The following is a 17055-nucleotide window of genomic DNA, read 5'->3' as shown; positions in this document are numbered from 1 at the left end:
CCAAGCCGAACGACGGCCGCGCCGACGGGTTTAGGTCACACGCAACAAGGAGGCTCCCATGTTCATCATCCTCAGTGCGAGCGGTCACGTCGGTTCAGCGACGGCCAAGGCCTTGCTCGACGCGGGCCAGCCGGTCACCGCCGTACTGCACGACCAGGCCAAGGCGGCCGATTGGGAGGCGCAAGGCGCGCGGACGGCGGTGATCGATCTTCATGACAGCGATGCCCTGCGCAAAGTCTTCAAGACCGGTAGGCGCGCGTTCCTGCTCAACCCGCCCGCCGATGTCGCGACCGACACCGACGCGGGCGAGCACGCCACTCTGGACAGCATCTTAGCGGCGCTCGAAGGCTCAGGGCTCGAGAAGGTGGTGCTGGAATCGGCCATCGGCGCGCAGCCGGGTGAACGCTATGGGGACCTGAGCGTCCTCTACGATTTCGAACGAGCCCTCGCCGCCCAGCCGATCCCCGCCGCGATCCAGCGCGCTGGCTACTACTTCAGCAACTTCGACGCCCAGCTGGAGGAGGCCAGAGGCGGAACCCTGACGACGATGCTGCCCGCCGATCTGAAGATCCCGATGGTCGCGCCTGAGGATCTGGGCAAGGCCGCGGCGCGTCGCCTGCAAGCGCCGCTTGGCCAGGTCGGAATTGGCGCGGTGGAGGGACCGGAGCGCTATTGCGCGCGGGACGTCGCCGATGCTTTCGCTGAAGCGCTCGGGCATCCGGTCGAGCTTGTCGTCACGCCCCGTGACCAATGGGTCCAGGCTTATCGCGGCCAAGGCTTTTCCCAAGCCGCGGCGGAGGCCTACGCCAGGATGACGGGGGTCATAGCCGACGGTGGCTTCGAATTGCCGCAGGATTCTGAGCGTGGCGATGTGACCTTGAAGGCGTATGTCGCCGCCCTGGCTGGCGCCCGCTAGATGCGATCTTCTCCGCCTTGTCTGGACGATCGCGCGGCGTGGAGGACTGGCCTGTTCATGGTCGCGGCGCTGATGCTGGCGAACGCCTTTTCGCCAGCCAAGGCCCAATCGACGACCACTCCAGAGATAGGGACCTTCGGCTTCGATAGCGCTGGGATGGATCGGGCGGTCGCGCCCGGGGATGACTTCTACGCCTTCGCCAACGGTGGCTGGGCCAAGGCGACGCCAATACCGTCAGACCGGTCGAGCGTGGGCATGTTCACGCGCCTGGACGATCTGAATCGGGAGCGGATGAGAAGCCTCCTGGAGGTTCAGCGCAAAGCGCCGAGCAGTCGGGCCGGCGCCGCCTATGCCGCCTTTCTCGACGAGGCCGCGATCGAGGCCAAGGCTCTGACGCCGGCGCGCCCATGGCTCGATCGCATCAACGCCGCCGCGTCCCGGGCAGGCTATGCCCGCCTTGCCGCGCAAGCTGCTCGTGAAGGCGTCGCCGGGCCTTTCGAGGTCTCGGTGGTCCAGGATGATCATCATCCGAACGCCTACGTGCTGAAACTGGCCCAGGCGGGGCTGGGCCTGCCCGATCGCGACTACTACCTTCGCCAGGACGCGACCATGGCCGGGACGCGAACGGCCTATCGCGATCACCTCGCGCGTCTCCTGGGGGTGTTGGGCGTCGGTGAACGGGAGGCTGGGCGCCGCGCGGACGCTTTGCTGGCCTTCGAGACCAAGATCGCCAAGGTCAGCTGGAACCGCGTGGATAGCCGCGACGCGGCCAAGACCTACAACCGTCGCAAACGCGCCGAGATCCTCGCGGGGATGAAGGGGTTCGACGTCGCGGTCTATCTCGACGCGCTGGGGGTTCGGATGGGCGAACTGGTGCTCGTGCAGCCCGACGCGATCAGCGCCATCGCCCGATTGGTGGGCGCCACACCGCTGCCGGTCTTGAAGGACGCCCTGCGCGTGGCGGTGCTCGACGCCTATGGGGATGTATTGCCCGCGGCTTTCGCCCAAGAGCGTTTCGCCTTTCACGGCCGCTTGCTCAGCGGGGCCGAGGCGCCGGAACCGCGTTGGCGTCGAGCGGTCGCCTTCGCCGTCGACGCCGCGCCCGACGACGTCGGCAAGGCCTATGTCGAACGCTACTTTCCCGCTGGCCACAAGGCCGCGGCCCAGGCCCTGGTGCGCAATCTGATCGCCGCCATGGACCGGCGCATCCAGGCGCTGGACTGGATGGCGCCGGAGACAAAGCTGAGGGCGCGCGCCAAGCTCGCGGCATTCCGGCCTAAGATCGGCTATCCGGATCGATGGCGTGACTATGCTGGACTAGAGCTTCGCCCCGACGACGCCTTCGGCGATCAGCGTCGCGCGAGAACCTTCGCGTTCGACCGCGAGATCGCCAAGTTGGGCAAACCGTTCGATCGTGATGAATGGCGGGTGACACCGATGACGGTCGACGCCTTCGCCAACTTCACCGCCGTCGAAATCGTGGTTCCGGCTGCTATCCTGCAGCCGCCATTCTTCGATCCGGCGGCCGATCCAGCGGTCAACTACGGCGCGATCGGCGCCTCGATCGCCCACGAAATCAGCCACCAGTTCGACGACCAGGGCTCCAAGTATGATGAGCAGGGACGTCTGGCGACCTGGTGGACGCGCGCCGACCTGACGCGGTTCGAGGCGCGGACGCAGGCCCTGGTCCGCCAGTACGACGCCTATGCGCCGCTGCCGGATTTGACTGTGAACGGCGCCCTGACCCTTGGCGAGAATATCGCCGACCTCGGAGGCCTGGCGATCGCCCATGACGCTTGGAGCCTGTCCTTGAACGGTCGACCGGCGCCGGTGCTAGATGGCTTCACGGGCGATCAGCGGTTTTTCCTGGGCTGGGCCCAGATCTGGCGCCTCAACTATCGGGAGGCCGAGCTGCGCCAGCGTCTGCTCGCCAACCCTCACGCCCCCGCGCCGCAGCGGGTCTGGACGGCGCGCAATCTCGACGCCTGGTACGAGGCCTTCGACGTGACCGGCGACCAGGCGCTGTACCTTCCGCCAGCGCAACGGGTTCGCGTCTGGTGACCGACACGCGGCGTAGGTCCCGAACCGGCGCTGCAACCATACTGACAATTATTGAGACATCGATGTCACGAGTGCGTGTGGGCGGCTTTTCGATCTCCCTCGACGGCTTCGGCGCCGGAGTAGAGCAGAGCCTGAAGAACCCTCTCGGAAAGGGAGGAGAGGAACTGCACACCTGGATGTTCGGCACACGGTTCTTCCGGACCATGATCGGTCAAGACGGCGGATCTGACGGCGTCGATCAAGCCTTCGCCAGCCGCGCCATGGCCGGCTTTGGCGCCTACATCCTCGGCCGCAACATGTTCGGTCACCACCGAGGTCCCTGGTCGGATGAGAGTTGGAAGGGCTGGTGGGGATCCAATCCGCCCTATCACGCACCAACGTTCATCCTGACCCACTATCCCCGAGACCCGATCGAGATGGAGGGCGGCACGGCCTTCATCTTCGTGACGGAAGGGATCGAGGCGGCGCTCGACAGGCCAAGGCGGCGGCAGCCGGCCTGGACGTCAAGATTGGCGGCGGGGTCAGCACGGTGCGTCAATATCTGCGCGCCGGGCTGATCGACGAGATTCACGTCGCCGTGTCGCCGGTTCTGCTTGGGAAGGGAGAGGCTCTGTTCACGGGAATCGACCTTCCCAGCCTGGGCTTTCGCGTTGTTGAGCATCAAGCCAGTGAATATGCGACCCATATCCTTCTTGCCCGGTAAGTCCGGCCAGAGAAACGGTCAGCGCGAGGAGCGATGGAGGCGTCTGGCGGGCCGGAAGGTCAAGTTTTCGGAGGTGGGTCAATGACCGCTTCTGGCGCCACTGCGCCGTTGGTTCGCTGCCTCGGATGCGGGCTAAGCCGCGATCAGCGCGCCGGCTGAACCGGCGGAGCGAAGCTAGGCGCCTCGAACCTTGGCGTGGCCAGCGTGACTTCGGTGGGAAGGCCGCTGGTCTGGCCGGTGCGCAGGAAATCGTAGATGGCCTGTTTGACGGCGGGGCTTTCGCGCAGCTGGTAGAAGGCGCCGTCGTGTCCCGCGCGGTGCACGAGGATCGCGTGGCCGTTGGGAAAATACGGCAGCAGGCCGAGCGTATTCTCGATTGGGGTAGAGGTATCCCAATCGCCATGAACGAAGACGATCGGGATCGGCGTCACGCGCGGGAGTCGGATCGCATCGCCCATGTCCGGGGTGGGCCAATCGGGCGCCGACGCCAAGTTCGCCTCGAAATTCCATGCGCCGAGCCAGGCCGCGGCCGGATCGGTGCGCATGAGATGCTCGCGCTCGGCGGTCACGCCCAAGCTGCTATCGGCGAGCGGGCCAATCAGCTTGACCGGGCTCGCGCGCCGATCCTCCAGGGTTTGGCGCGCCCATTCGTCGTAATGGCCATGGTAGAGCGAGAGGATGAAGGCCGGCCAATGCTCGGCCTCGTCGGTATGCGCCAACAGGGCAAGCTGCAGGTCCTCCGCTCCGAGCGCGACCGTCTGGGCCTTACCGGCATCTTCGCGGATGGTGACGTGGATCGGCCCGGCGGCAAAGCGTTGGTGCAGTGTGCGGACCGCCTCCATCATACCGCCCTTGGGCAGCCAGGGCGCCAGGCCGGGGTCTAGATCAGCATCGAAGGCGATGCGCTGGAGGGCCGCGAACACGTGCGACGGCATGTCGAAACCGTTGTTCAGCGGCTCCACGGAGGAGAGCACCGCGCGCGCCACGTTTTCGGGGTGAAAGCGCATCACTGCTAGCGACCATTGCGAGCCGAAGCTGCCACCGAACAAGCTGATCTTGTCGTAGCCAAGCGCGCGCCGAAGATCGTCGACATCGTCCGCAAAGGCTTGAATAGTATAGCCGGACAGATCCTTGTCTGGATTGTGCGCAATGGCGCGTCTAGCCAGCGCCAGCATGGCGCGGGCATCGGCCTGAACCGAGGCTGGCTGATCAAGCGGCGAAGCATCAGCGCTCTCGACGAGCATCTCGCCGCGGCCGGTATAGCCGCGCTGCTCGATCACCACGAGGTCGCCGGCCGCGCCGAAGGTCAGCCAGGAGCGCAGGCGACTCTGCGCCGCTGGGCTCGGATCGGTGAAGGCGTCTAGTACGCTTAGCCCCGGGCCGCCGGGCAACCAAAAGATCGGTGGCGCGCCGGTGGGGTGGGGCGCTTTTATCCGCGCGAAGCCGATACTGATCCTGCGACTATCCGGTTTGCTACGGTTTTCCGGCACGTAAAGAGTGCCGATCTCGTAGGGGACGGTCTGCCCGGTCGGGAGCTTGACGCTTCCCTGCTCAATCACGATCCCATTCGGCGCCGGCTGTTGGGCCCACGCCGGGACGGGCGACGCCTGAACCGTCAGCGCCGCGAGCGCGCAGACCAGCATCTGAAGCGATCGCATGGAAACTCCCGGAGCGTGCATTGCGACGGAAGGCTCCTTGATGTATTACTTCACGTCAAGTTACTTCATGTGAAGATTTATCATCATGCCTGAACAGCGACTCTCCAGGCCTGATGCGGATGTCGTCGACCTGCTCCTCGAGGATTGGGCGCGTGAACGGCCGGATTTGGGGGTGACGGCCATGGCGGTGGTCGGCCGCCTCCTGCATCTCGGTGGGCTGCTGCACGCCCGGGCCGGCGAGCGGCTTCGAGCCCACGGGATCAGCTACACCGAACTCGACGTGCTGGCGACGCTACGGCGCTCGGGCGCGCCGTATCGGTTGAGCCCCACCGCGCTCCGCAAGGCCGTTCTGCTCACGTCCGGCGCGATGACCGCCTGCCTCAATCGCCTCGAGCGGCGCGGATTGGTTAGCCGCAGCCCCGACGGCAGCGATCGGCGGTCGCTGATGGCGACGCTGACCCCTAAGGGCGTGGCATTGATCGACACGGCGATCGTCTCGCATTTCGAGCAGGCTGATCAGGTCGTCGCTGGTCTCGATGCGGCCGAACGGCAAGACCTGGCGCGCCTGTTGCGGAAAGTTCGGCTTCAGGTCGAAGCTTGATCGATTCCCTTTTTTGTAGCTGCGGCTCGTCGTCCGAGGCTTAGCCTGTGGCCGCAGCTTCTTTAGCCTCGCTCATGATAGGTGAGTTAGAAAGACGTTCTGCCGACAGGGTGAGCGCGTTTTCGATGGCGGCATACAGCAGCTCGACGCTTAGGGGCTTGGCGACGTGGCCGTCCATACCCGCCGTGATATAGCTCTCGGCCTGATGTTGCAGCGCGTCGGCTGTGATCGCCAGGATCGGCGTTCGGCGGCGACCATCTTGGTCTTCAATGGCCCGGATCGCTCTGGTGGCGGCCAAGCCGTCCATGATGGGCATCTGGATATCCATCAAGACGATGTCGACGGCATGGTCGCCAAAGAGCGAGACGGCTTCCTGACCGTCCCGGGCCAGGATCAGGTTGACTTCGAGGGGCGCCAGCAGCGCCTGCAGCACGAGCCGGTTCGTGGCGTTATCCTCGGCAGCGAGAATGCGAAGGCCTGTTGACACGACAGGTTCCGGCGAAAGGCGCTCCATCGCCGCTTCTCGGGTCAGCGGCCGCGCGAGCGGCAACCGCAAGGTGAAGGTTGAGCCCTGGCCTTCGGTGCTTTCAACGTTGATGTCGCCGCCCATCAGGGTCGCCAAACGCCGGGAGATCGCCAAGCCAAGACCCGTGCCGCCAAAGCGGCGGGTGCTGGAGTTGTCGAGCTGCGAAAACGCGTTGAATAGCTCGCCTAGGCGCTCGCGCGCGATACCAGGGCCATCATCGCGGACGCGCACGAGCAGCCCGTCATCCAGGACTTCGGCATCCATCTGGACTGAGCCGAGATCGGTGAACTTCACCGCATTGGAGACCAGGTTGAGAAGGATCTGGCGAATGCGGCCTTCGTCACCGATCCAAGTTCCCGCAGCCTCGCCCGGGCGCCAGGCCAGCGTTAGGCCCTTGCCCTGCGCCACGGCCTCATAGGTGCGGCAGACCTCCGACATCAAGGGCGCCAGCTCGAAGGGTGCGTCCATGATCTCCAGGCGACCCGCCTCGATCTTCGAGAGATCAAGGGCGCTGTTGAGAATGCTGAGCAGTCCCTTGCCTGACTGCAGAATGACATCGATGCGATCATGCTGGGGCGCGGTGAGATCGTCTCGCGCCATGACCTGCGCCATGCCCATGATCCCATTCAAGGGTGTGCGGATTTCGTGGCTAATATTGGCGATGAATTCGCTTTTGGCGACGCTGGCGGCGCGAGCGTCGTCCCGCGCGAGGGTCAGCGCATTCAGGGTTTCGTGCAGCGCGTCCTCCTGCGCGCTCAGCTCACGGAGCATGCGGCCGATACGTATGCCAAGGAGGCTAAAGACCGAGGCCATGATCAACGCCGCGACGATCGCCGGCTCGGCCAGCTTGCGAAGCGCGTCGACGCCGGGCTTGCTCGGCGTCCAGACTAGCGCCCCCAGGCCGCGCCCGTCCGGATCGACCAGGGGCACAACGCCAGGCGCAGAGATGGACGAAGGCGCGCGTTGGAACCGCAGATCCGGCACGCCTATGTCCTGCGACAGCTGGGTGAGAAGCTGGCGGTCCAGCAGCCAGCCGGTCACCACGACGCTTGCCGCTCGCGCGTCGCGCATCTGGCCATTGCGCGGTAAGATCGCGGCCACGGCGAGGAAGTAGACGCGCCCATCCGGCGCCACGACGACCGAGCGTTGCGCCGCAGCCTTCGCTCGCCGTCCGCCCTGCGCCGCATAGAGATCACGTTGCTTGAGTTCGCTTCGTTGCACCGAGCGCACGGTCGATAAGATCGACGCTTCGAGATCCTCCTCCTGGCCAAGCACAACCCGTTGGCCGTCACGGGCGGCATATTGCAGGCGACCATGCCCATCGAAGAGCAACGTAACATCATGGTCAAAGGAGAGGTGGTAGTATTCGGTCAGTTTCTCATCGATCCAGCTGGGGTCGAACGATCCTTTTGTCTTGAAATAGGCTTCGTCCCACGCCGTCACCGAAACGGTCTCTTCGTGCAGGCGCGCGAGGTTCCTCTCGACCTTACGCTCAACCAGCAAAGTCTCTTGTCGCGCCTCGGCTTGGTTCAGGTCCGCCCAGATATAGGCAAAAAGGCCGACAGCCCCAGCAATCACCAAGCCGACGGCCAGAAGGCCCAGCCGCAGGATATCCCATCGTGTCTTCTGCGGAGTCTGTCGGCGCATCAGGTGACCTCTCGCTCCAAGTTAACGAGGTCGCGCCAAGCGAGTGGTTAAAGTTACTGCACGCGCGACGTTACGCCGCATAAAGCAATCTCCCGGGGGCAGTCGCTATCGTCATTCGAGCATTAAGATTATATGCAGCGTGAAATAGTTAATGTGGCGAAGTTTTGTCGATCTAGTACTTTGAGAATAAGTCTAGTTGCACCCGGAATGGGGTGTTCGTTAGTGTTTTTAACGAAGATTTATGTGTTGAAGTCCCTCTTTGGCGCCCAAAGCGCCGGAGTTGGTCCATGAGATTCGACGATTTGAAGGTGGCCACCAAGGTCATGTTGCCGGCGATTTTGCTGGCCGTTGTGGCTTTGGCCTGCGTCGGTGGGGGTGTCCTGCAAGCACGCCGTATCGAACGGTCGGCCCAAAGTATCGTCGATGCGCGTGCGCCGGCCGAGCTTGCGGTGTCGCGATTCAGCCGGCAGGTGGCGACGACGGGATACGCGGCTTATCGCACTATCGCCTACGACGGCGGCTCGGCGACCGCGCGAGAGGCTTCTGGCGAGATTGACACGGCCTTCGCCAAGGGGAACGGCTTCCTAGACAAGGCCATGACCGCCGACCCGACGACGGCCGACGATCTGAAGGCGTTTAGCGACCGCTTCAAATCGATTCATGCCAGCGCTCGACAGGGCGCCGACATGGGTCTGCAGAACGCCGACGATGCGGCCAAGATGCTGATGGGCGATATCGATCCTCAGATCGTGGCCTTGACCAAGGATGTGGCGGCTTGGATCGACCGTCATGGTGCGCAGACTCAGGCGATCGTGACACAATCGCGGGCTCAGGCCGCGCGCGAAACGCTTTTGACCATTATCGCCAGCCTCGTCGCCGCCAGCGCATCGCTTGTGCTGGCTTTGTGGGTCGGGTCTTCCAAGATCGCCAAGCCGCTGATCAACCTGTCCAAGACCATGGAAGTCCTCGCTCAAGGCAGCGTCGACGTCGAGGTCAAGGGCGCCGAGCGCAAGGACGAGGTCGGCGCCATGGCCCGCTCGGTCCAGGTGTTCAAGGACAACGCCCTGGCCCTGCGCACCGCCGAGGCCGCCCAGCAGCGCGCCAGCGCCGAGACGGAAGCCGAGCGTCGCCGCAACCAGGAAGTCGCCGAGGCCGCCGCCAAGGAACAGGCTTTCGTCATGGAAGCCATCGCCACCGGCCTGACCCGCCTGTCGGACGGCGACCTGACCTATCGCCTGGATCAACAGTTCCCGGCCGCCTACCAGCGCGTCCAGAACGACTTCAACGGCGCCATCGCCCAGCTGGAAGAGGCGATGGGCACCATCGTCCACGCCGCCAGCAGCATCGGCGCCGGCTCGGACGAGATCGCCTCGGCCGCCGACGACCTGTCGCGCCGCAGCGAGCAGCAGGCCGCCAGCCTGGAAGAAACCGCCGCCGCCCTGGACGAGATCACCGCCACCGTGCGCCGTTCGTCGTCGGGCGCGCAGGAAGCCTCGCGCGTGGTCGGCTCGACCCGTGGCGACGCCGAACGCTCCAGCGTCGTGGTCCGCAACGCCGTCGACGCCATGAACCAGATCGAGAAGTCGTCGCAGTCGATCAGCCAGATCATCGGCGTCATCGACGAGATCGCCTTCCAGACCAACCTTCTGGCCCTGAACGCCGGCGTCGAAGCCGCGCGTGCGGGTGAAGCCGGCCGCGGCTTCGCCGTCGTCGCCCAGGAAGTTCGCGCTCTCGCCCAGCGTTCGGCCGACGCCGCCAAGGAGATCAAGATCCTGATCTCGACCTCGTCGCAGCAGGTCAACCAAGGCGTCAGCATGGTCGGCCAGACCGGCGAAGCCCTGGAAGCCATCGTCAACAAGGTCGGCGAAATCGACGCCCTGGTCAGCGAGATCGCGGCCTCGGGCCAGGAGCAGGCCACCGGCCTCAACCAAGTCAACGCCGCCGTCAACCAGATGGACCAGACCGTCCAGCAGAACGCCGCCATGGTCGAGCAATCGACCGCCGCCTCGCACGCCCTGAAGGGCGAGGCCGGCAATCTGATGCAGATGATCTCGAAGTTCCGCGTCGGCGCCTCGGGTGGCTCGGCCAGCGTCTCGCGCTCGACGCCCCGTCGCCCGGCCGCTCCGGCCCCGGCGCGCCCGTCTCACACTCCGGTCTCCAAGGGCCCGTCCCTGGCCGGCGCGACCCATCGTCCGGGCGCCAATCCGGTCGCCGCCGCCCAGGCCAAGCTGGCCAAGGCCGTCGGCGCAAGCCGCGACGACTGGGAAGAATTCTAGGGGATGGCGTAGCTACCCTCGCTAGCCGTCCAAGGTCATTTCTGGATCCGCAGGCCCAATCGACAACCCATCGCCGAGATGGGCGGATAGGCCAACTGACGGCTTAGGCGACCGACAGCGTCAGCTGCGGCGCTTGCCTCAGCAATTGGCGCGACCGCGCCGAAAAGGCGGACTTCGAGATGAGTAGGGAAGGGTGGTGATCAGGCCCTCGGCCAAATCTACCACTATCCATCGCCGAAACCTCAGCCCGCGCCAATGCCCGAGAACGTGTAGTGAAGGCGAACGCAGCCCTTGTCTAAGGCTTGCGCGCTCAGGAGCTTCGGGCTCGCCTGGAAACCGGTTGGGGGAAAGAGCGGCTTACCGCCGCCAATGAGCTCGGGCATGACGTAGACTTCGATCTCATCGATCGCGCCGCGCTCCATGAAGGCCATCTGCAAAGTTCCTCCGCCGAGCATCCAGGCATTCCCATCTTCCAGGCTCCGGAGTTCGGCGATCAGCGCGTCAATGTCGCTGCGGGTTTCGAGAGGGCCTTTCGGATTGGTGATCGGTCGGGACGTGACCACGATCACTCTCTGTTGATCATAGGCCCAGGGCTTCGGCTGCTTTGCGACAAAGTCGTATGTGCCGCGTCCCATGACGACGGTGCGGATCTGCTGCAGGAAGAGGCTGTAGTCGTGCTCACCCAGGTCCATGCCGTCGTACTTGAACAGCCAGTCCAAACTGTCGTCTGGCGCGGCGATGAAGCCGTCGAGGCTGGCCGCGATATAGCCGAGAATCCTGGCCATTCCGTCCCTCGCTTGATTATGAACGATCATTCGTTTATTATTGAATCGTGAGCCGACGCAAGACCATTTCCGACGAGCTTCTGCTCAGCAACCTCATGACCGCCATGATGGAGCACGGTCCCTCGGGGCTAACTTTCGCTAAGGCGTCGGAGGCCGCCGGTCTGGCGGCGGCGACCTTGGTGCAACGCTTCGGAACCCGCGCGGGGATGGTGGAGGCCGTCCTTCTCCGGGCATGGGATCAACTGGACGAAGCGACCGCCGACGCTGACGCGGAGGCCGCGCTAAATCCTGCCGGGGCGATCAGGCTTCTGACGCGCCTGACTAACTCGAAGACCGCCGAGTACGATTTCACCGACGGGCTGCTGCTGCTGCGCGAGGATATCCTTAATCCCGTCCTGCGCGCACGGGGCGCTGAATGGGGTGCGCGCCTTGCCCACACGCTCGGGCGGCGCCTCTGTGACGACCCAGCAAGAAGCGTTCAGCTTGGCTGGCAGATGTTAAGCTTGTGGCAGGGCGCTCTTGTCTGGTGGGCGTTCCGCCGGGACGGCACGCCTGATGTGAAGGTGGCTGAGATGCTGGAGGCGTGGCGCCAGAATATTGGGCTCCACTAGGGCGCGCACGCATAGGTATGGCGAGCCTCACGTTAGTCGATCAGGCGATCACGTCAGAACGCCCGGCTGGTGGGCAAATAGGTAACGATGATTGAGCTCGAACCGCGGACTTACGGGACTCGCAGTCTCAGGCGAACCAAGGTCGCGCTGATCTACAAGAAGACCGGCAATCTGCGCGCCTGCCAGTTACGCCTTGGGCGCCAGAGCTGGGGAGTACGGTTCGGTATCTGAGCATCGAGGTCGACGACGCCCTCGAGATGTCTGAGCAGATCGACCTCTAGCTCGCGAATTCGATCCGCGTAGCGGCGAAGTTCCCCGCACGCCGGCTCGTGAATGTCGTGTTCCTGGAGCTACGCCAACGGCAGCAATTGGCGCTGAGCGACCTTTTCGCGTCGCAGCGGCTGGCCCCCTGACAAGGGTAAAACCTATCTTCGCTATTCAGCTTTCCACCACGCGGCGCCAGCCGACAGGCGTTTGCTTTAGTACTTATGGTATACTTTCGTTAGAAGGCGGCGGACATGTCGATGAAACGAGATCCTCACGCTCAAGCGCAGCTATCTCGACGTCGCCAACAAGTGCCTGCGCCTTCCAGGCAGAAAGACCGGCGCGAAGGTCGTACATATCGGCGACACGGTGGTGACCTTGCTGCGCTCGGTTCCAGAGGTTGTCGGAAACCCATATTTCCTGCCTGACCCTGGAGGGGCAGGGCACATCGTCAGCCTGCAGAAGGTTTGGGTTCGCGTCCGCAAGTCTGCCAGTGGCGAGGGTGTGCGGATCCATGATCTGCGGCACTCCTTCGCCAGCTTCGGAGCCAATACTGGGAACAGTCTCTGGTCACAGGCGCGCTCTTGGGCACCGGAGCCACAACTCCACCGAACGGTACGCGCACCTGGCGGCTCATCCCGTCAAGAAGCCTCACCGGTGCGCCGCATCGCTCTTAAACATGTCGCCGACCGCCGCGGCGTCTCCGCCATCTGGCCCGGCCTTCGACTATGACCGCTTTCCGGTCTGCTCGACGGCCCTCTTCCCGCCGAGCGCGGTGAAGTCGCCGTGGACCTCGGCTTCGTCTGGATCTCTGGATGAGCGTGCGGCTGAGCCAGGGCTTGCGACCCTAGGGTGGCGACTGCGGGTACGATCGCTTCGCCCTGCGACGACCACTCTCCGGCCAACCGGCGACGCAGGTCCAGGACACGAACGCGCGCGCCGCCGGGATGCTTTGCCGCCAGCCGCCTGGCTTCACGCTCGGCTTGGCCGCCTGTCTCGAAGAACAGAACTTCACCGGTGTCGCAGAGCTTGACCGACCAGCCCCCTTCAAACGGGGAGACCTCAAAAACGCAGGTCATTGTCGCCTCGGTTTCGCCCGCGGATGGCGTGAGCGGCGTCGCTCGCCAACCAGGGCCATGTTTCGGGATCGTGGATGGGGCCGCTCTAGGAGCGGCCCCTCAAAGCGTCAGCGCTCGGCGCCGCCATCGCCGGTGCGGCCCGGACGGATGTCGCCGTTACCGCCGGTGACGCCACCGTCGTTCAGGCCGTCTTGATCCGTGCCTTCGATTCCCTCGTTGGGGCGGCGATCACGATCGGCCTGCTGGTTTTGCTGGCCCGGTTGGGCCTGTTGGGGGTTTTGGTCTTGCTGTTGGGGTTGGCGCGTGCCGCCCTGCTGGTTTTGCTGCCCGGCCTGCTGGCGTTGGGCGTCGTTGGGCTGTTGCTGCAAGCCTTGATTGTCGCGGTTCTCGTTCATGGTCGTCTGCTTCCCATCTTGCTGGGCCGCGCCGATGGACGTGGCGAGAGGGCAAACGATGGATGTCAGCCGCATGTTCCTCTGTCGGAAATGCGACATGTTAAACGCCGTAAGGGACTGACTTTGCTGTAGGAACAGGCAGGCTGATCAAGAATTTCGTGGGCGTTGGACACCAATCCACCGAGACGCCAGATGCCGCAAGGCGAAAAATCCAAGTACACCGACAAGCAGGAACGTAAGGCCGATCACATCGCCGAAGGCTACGAGGCCAAGGGCGTGTCGGAGACGGAAGCCGAACGCCGAGCCTGGGCTACCGTCAAGGACGACGGCGGCGGCAAGAAGGAGGGGGCTCTGGACGCGGCAAGTCCACGGTCCATCCCGCAGCCCACAAGGGCGGCGAGGCGGGTGGCGAGGCCTCGGCCCACCGCAGCGCCGCCGAGCGCTCGGCTCGGCCAAGAAGGCGGCCGCCACGCGCAAGCGCAACGCCGAGCATCACGCGCAACACTAATCGGGGCACGCGCGACCGTTGCGCCGCGCTGCCTGACGATCCCGTTGGTGCTCGCATCCACGCCTCAAGCAGCGCGTGGATCTACTTGCGCGCGCTGGACGTCAGCGTCACGGCGATGGAGATTTTGCTGTCCCCTTGGAACCGCCATGGCCCGGCTTGGCGTTTAGGGAGAGCGCCTGAAGGTCCGCAAAAAGGGGCGGGCGTTGCTGGATTGGCAAGACGGCGCACTGAATCATGGGCACGATTGGATCGTCACAGAATAACTTCGAAAACGCGTTGATCGCGATCATCCCGTCGATGCGAGCCTTCGCCCGCTCGCTGTGCGGGGATCCGATACGGGCCGATGACCTCGTCCAGGAAGCCTTGGCGAAGGCGCTTAGAAGTCGCGAAAGTTTCCAGATGGGCACGAACCTGAAGGCTTGGACCTTCCAGATCGTGCGCAACCAGTACTTCTCAGAGAAGCGCCGCGACTGGCGATGGTGCGCCCTTGAGCCCACGGTCGCCGAAGCCACGCTCGTGGGCGTGGCTCAAACGGATGGGGTCCTGGAGCTGGACGATGTGCGCCAGGCGTTGAACGTCCTGGCCGGCAGCCAGCGCGAGGCCCTGATCCTCGTGGGAGCTGGCGGCCTGTCCTATGAAGAGGCCGCCGAGATCATGGGCGTTGCGATCGGAACCGTGAAGAGCCGGGTCTGCCGCGCGCGAATGGAGCTGCAACGGGTTCTGGAAACGGGCGCCTTTCCTCGCGATCAAGTTCCGCCATCGGGGGCCATGGGGGCGATCATGTCGGCCGTCCCCAAAATGGCGTCCTGACAAGCGTTGATGGGGTCGAGCGGAACCGACGCTCGCCTGCCCGGGTTTCCGCCAAGACTTAGCCCCCGTCGCCTACCGAGGAACTCTCCCATGACCGATCAAACCCTGGCCGGCCGCAAGGTCGCCGTGCTCGCCACCGACGGCTTCGAGCAGTCGGAGCTGGAAAAGCCGGTCGAGGCCCTGAAGGCCGCCGGAGCCGTTGTCGAGGTCATCTCGCCCAAGGGCGGGCAGATCCAGGGCTGGGAGCACCACGACAAGGGCCGCACGGTGCCTGTCGATCGCGAACTGTCGGCCGCTAAGCCCGAGGACTACGATTCCATCGTCCTGCCGGGCGGGGTGATGAACCCCGACGCCCTGCGGCTGGAGCCCAAGGCGATCGACTTCATCAAGCACTTCGTGATGACCAAGAAGCCAATCGCCGCGATCTGCCACGGGCCCTGGACCCTCATCAACGCCGGCGCCGTCGAGGGCAAGGACATGACCTCGTGGCCGTCTCTGGCGGTCGACCTGAAGAACGCCGGCGCCAACTGGGTCGACCAGGAAGTGGTGGTCGACGACGGCCTGGTCACCTCGCGCAAGCCCGACGACCTGCCGGCCTTCTGCACCAAGATGGTCGAGGAGTTCGCCGAAGGCCGCCACTAGGCGCGGCTCGGGCGAATAACTCAAAATGGGAGGCCGTGCGGAGCGCGCGGCCTCCCTTGGCATTTGCGCTTGGGACCTGAGGCGACGAGCCGCTGAGCATACGTGCGCCGGTGAAGATCAAACTCAGCGTTTTAATGGAGTACGATCAGGGCCCAGGGTTGAACGGCAGGTTTATGGAGTTGCGCCAATGTCAGAATTGGCGCGGCTCAGGAGCAGAGCAGCCTTTGAGATTGCAGGGCAGGGTGGGCTGTGGACCTTGCCTGGAGGATAGGAGGGCTGTTCAGCGGTTCGCATTCGCCGCTGAACCGATGCTCCGTTTTGCCCTAGCCTCTGCGTTGGTGAGTTCGGCCCGATAGGCCTCGTCCCTCGCCCGCAGCGCATCGTGGCGCGCTTTCAATAAGGCTCTGGCTTCCTCCGCGAAGGATAAGGGTCGGCCAGCCACCTGGCGATCCGAGAGGTCACGGGACATAGCGACATGCTCTTCGGAGACGAGACCGCTGATGCATACATGGGTGTCGCTGATGGCGCTGCTGGTCGCAACGTGATTGTCGCTGGTGGCCGTCCAGGTCGCGACGTGGTTGTCCGATCGCCGCATCCATTCCCGCATTTGCGCCGATCTCTCGAGCTCCGTCTCGTTGGACAGGTTGACGAACCCGCCGCCGCCCGCGCGCGCGACCGCGGTCAGTTTGGCGGCCTCGCCCGACGGCAGTTTGAAACCGACAACATTGACGATCGCCCGCGTGCGGCCGCTGTTGATCCGACGGGCGACGTCTACGGGATCGCCGCCGCAGGTCTCTTCCCCGTCCGACACGACATAGATGACCTGCTCTCCGGGGATGGCGGAGGCGGCCAGCAGCGCCTCGGCGCGATCGAGCCCGGCGGCGAGCGGCGTCCAGCCGACCGCGCGGACCTGTCCCAGCGCCGTGCGGAGGCTCCCCCGGTCCGCCGACATCGGCGCGAGCACGTCGATGGTCGAGCAGGATTTCGCCTTGCCGGCCTGGCTGTTGTTTCCCTGTTGGCCGAAGACCAGCAGAGACGTCTGCACCGACGCGGGCAGTCCATCGACAAAGCCCAGCGCCGCCTCCCGCGCCAGTTCGAGCTTGGTCCGGCCGCCCATTCGTCCGGCCATCGAACCGGAACCGTCGATCATCACGATCACGCGCGTCGGCGGGACCCGTGCGCCGATGGCCCCAGCGGGGCCTTTCAGCGTCGGCTGTTGAAGCGCCACATCCTTTTTGAAGCACGCCTCCGGGTCCTTCTTCGTGAACTGGGCGACATAGGCCCGGGCCTCCGCAGAAGCTGTTTGGGCTTTTCCCTCGCTCTTGACCGGGTCGTGGTCGGTCGCGGCGCTCTTATCGCTCGAGGGGCCTCCGCAACCGATCAGCGCAAGGGCAAGCGTACAGCCCACAAGACTACGAACAGGAACAACAATCATCTGCGTCGCCTCTCTCATCAGCACGCGGCCGGTCGTGGGCAAGGCCTAACAAGGGCGATACCAGTCTTCTCGACCTTGATGCTGAACGTCCGGTTCCTGGAAGCGGTCCTAAGATCGCTTTTGGCGCGTCTTGGCGGG

14 protein-coding genes and 1 pseudogene are annotated in these 17055 nt (G+C 64.7%); 10 read left to right on the top strand and 5 right to left on the bottom strand.

Features of this window, described 5'->3' with window-relative positions; translation table 11 throughout:
- Positions 1-58: 58 nt before the first annotated feature.
- From AC1RRR_RS07900 to AC1RRR_RS07885, 4 genes are all read left to right on the top strand, one after another.
- On the top strand, positions 59-916 hold the full coding sequence (locus tag AC1RRR_RS07900; protein ID WP_492811976.1) for an NmrA family NAD(P)-binding protein: 858 nt from the start codon (positions 59-61) through the stop codon (positions 914-916).
- Entirely contained in the window at positions 917-2977 is a 2061-nt protein-coding gene (locus AC1RRR_RS07895) for a M13 family metallopeptidase (protein WP_492811974.1), read from the top strand.
- A 77-nt stretch (positions 2978-3054) separates the two neighbouring features.
- Positions 3055-3534 carry a dihydrofolate reductase family protein gene (locus AC1RRR_RS07890; protein ID WP_492811972.1) on the top strand — a complete coding sequence of 160 codons (480 nt, stop codon included), beginning with the start codon at positions 3055-3057 and terminating at the stop codon, positions 3532-3534.
- A complete protein-coding gene (locus tag AC1RRR_RS07885; protein ID WP_492811970.1) occupies positions 3507-3680 on the top strand; it encodes a dihydrofolate reductase family protein in 174 nt (57 codons plus the stop codon). The genes AC1RRR_RS07890 and AC1RRR_RS07885 overlap by 28 nt, the downstream gene beginning before the upstream one ends.
- A 143-nt stretch (positions 3681-3823) precedes the next feature.
- Here AC1RRR_RS07885 and AC1RRR_RS07880 read toward each other — a convergent pair whose 3' ends face one another.
- Entirely contained in the window at positions 3824-5338 is a 1515-nt protein-coding gene (locus AC1RRR_RS07880) for an alpha/beta hydrolase (protein ID WP_492811969.1), read from the bottom strand.
- Between the two features lie 85 nt (positions 5339-5423).
- On the opposite strand from AC1RRR_RS07880, the gene AC1RRR_RS07875 reads away from it, so the two are divergent.
- Positions 5424-5939 (top strand): MarR family winged helix-turn-helix transcriptional regulator, encoded by a 516-nt coding sequence (locus AC1RRR_RS07875; protein ID WP_492811967.1) that lies wholly within the window; start codon positions 5424-5426, stop codon positions 5937-5939.
- 40 nt (positions 5940-5979) lie between these two features.
- Here the strand turns inward: AC1RRR_RS07875 and AC1RRR_RS07870 are convergent, their stop codons facing one another.
- Entirely contained in the window at positions 5980-8112 is a 2133-nt protein-coding gene (locus tag AC1RRR_RS07870; RefSeq protein WP_492811965.1) for an ATP-binding protein, read from the bottom strand.
- Positions 8113-8399: 287 nt separating this feature from the next.
- Between AC1RRR_RS07870 and AC1RRR_RS07865 the strand changes: the two genes are divergently transcribed.
- Positions 8400-10388, top strand: coding sequence for a methyl-accepting chemotaxis protein (locus AC1RRR_RS07865; RefSeq protein WP_492811963.1), 1989 nt, complete (start codon positions 8400-8402; stop codon positions 10386-10388).
- Between the two features lie 242 nt (positions 10389-10630).
- On the opposite strand, the gene AC1RRR_RS07860 is transcribed toward AC1RRR_RS07865, so the two are convergent.
- Complete coding sequence (locus AC1RRR_RS07860) at positions 10631-11173, bottom strand: dihydrofolate reductase family protein (protein ID WP_492811961.1); 543 nt, start codon at positions 11171-11173, stop codon at positions 10631-10633.
- 47 nt (positions 11174-11220) lie between these two features.
- Here AC1RRR_RS07860 and AC1RRR_RS07855 point away from each other — a divergent pair, with 47 nt between their 5' ends.
- Both AC1RRR_RS07855 and AC1RRR_RS07850 read left to right on the top strand, forming a co-directional pair.
- Positions 11221-11784: a hypothetical protein gene (locus tag AC1RRR_RS07855; protein WP_492811959.1), complete on the top strand. Its 564-nt coding sequence runs from the start codon at positions 11221-11223 to the stop codon at positions 11782-11784.
- A 48-nt stretch (positions 11785-11832) separates the two neighbouring features.
- A pseudogene (locus tag AC1RRR_RS07850) lies at positions 11833-12065 on the top strand (site-specific integrase); the annotation flags it as partial.
- Positions 12066-13234: 1169 nt separating this feature from the next.
- Here the strand turns inward: AC1RRR_RS07850 and AC1RRR_RS07845 are convergent.
- Entirely contained in the window at positions 13235-13522 is a 288-nt protein-coding gene (locus tag AC1RRR_RS07845; protein ID WP_492811957.1) for a hypothetical protein, read from the bottom strand.
- 742 nt (positions 13523-14264) lie between these two features.
- Between AC1RRR_RS07845 and AC1RRR_RS07840 the strand changes: the two genes are divergently transcribed.
- Positions 14265-14840: a sigma-70 family RNA polymerase sigma factor gene (locus AC1RRR_RS07840; protein WP_492811955.1), complete on the top strand. Its 576-nt coding sequence runs from the start codon at positions 14265-14267 to the stop codon at positions 14838-14840.
- Positions 14841-14930: 90 nt separating this feature from the next.
- Complete coding sequence (locus tag AC1RRR_RS07835; RefSeq protein ID WP_492811953.1) at positions 14931-15482, top strand: type 1 glutamine amidotransferase domain-containing protein; 552 nt, start codon at positions 14931-14933, stop codon at positions 15480-15482.
- Positions 15483-15762: 280 nt separating this feature from the next.
- Here the strand turns inward: AC1RRR_RS07835 and AC1RRR_RS07830 are convergent, their stop codons facing one another.
- Complete coding sequence (locus AC1RRR_RS07830) at positions 15763-16959, bottom strand: vWA domain-containing protein (RefSeq protein WP_492811951.1); 1197 nt, start codon at positions 16957-16959, stop codon at positions 15763-15765.
- Positions 16960-17055: the final 96 nt, after the last annotated feature.

The organism is Caulobacter sp. GW821-FHT12D05 (assembly GCF_058807295.1).
The sequence above is the reverse complement of the archived record's forward strand: the minus strand, read 5'-3'. Positions and strand labels throughout refer to the sequence as shown.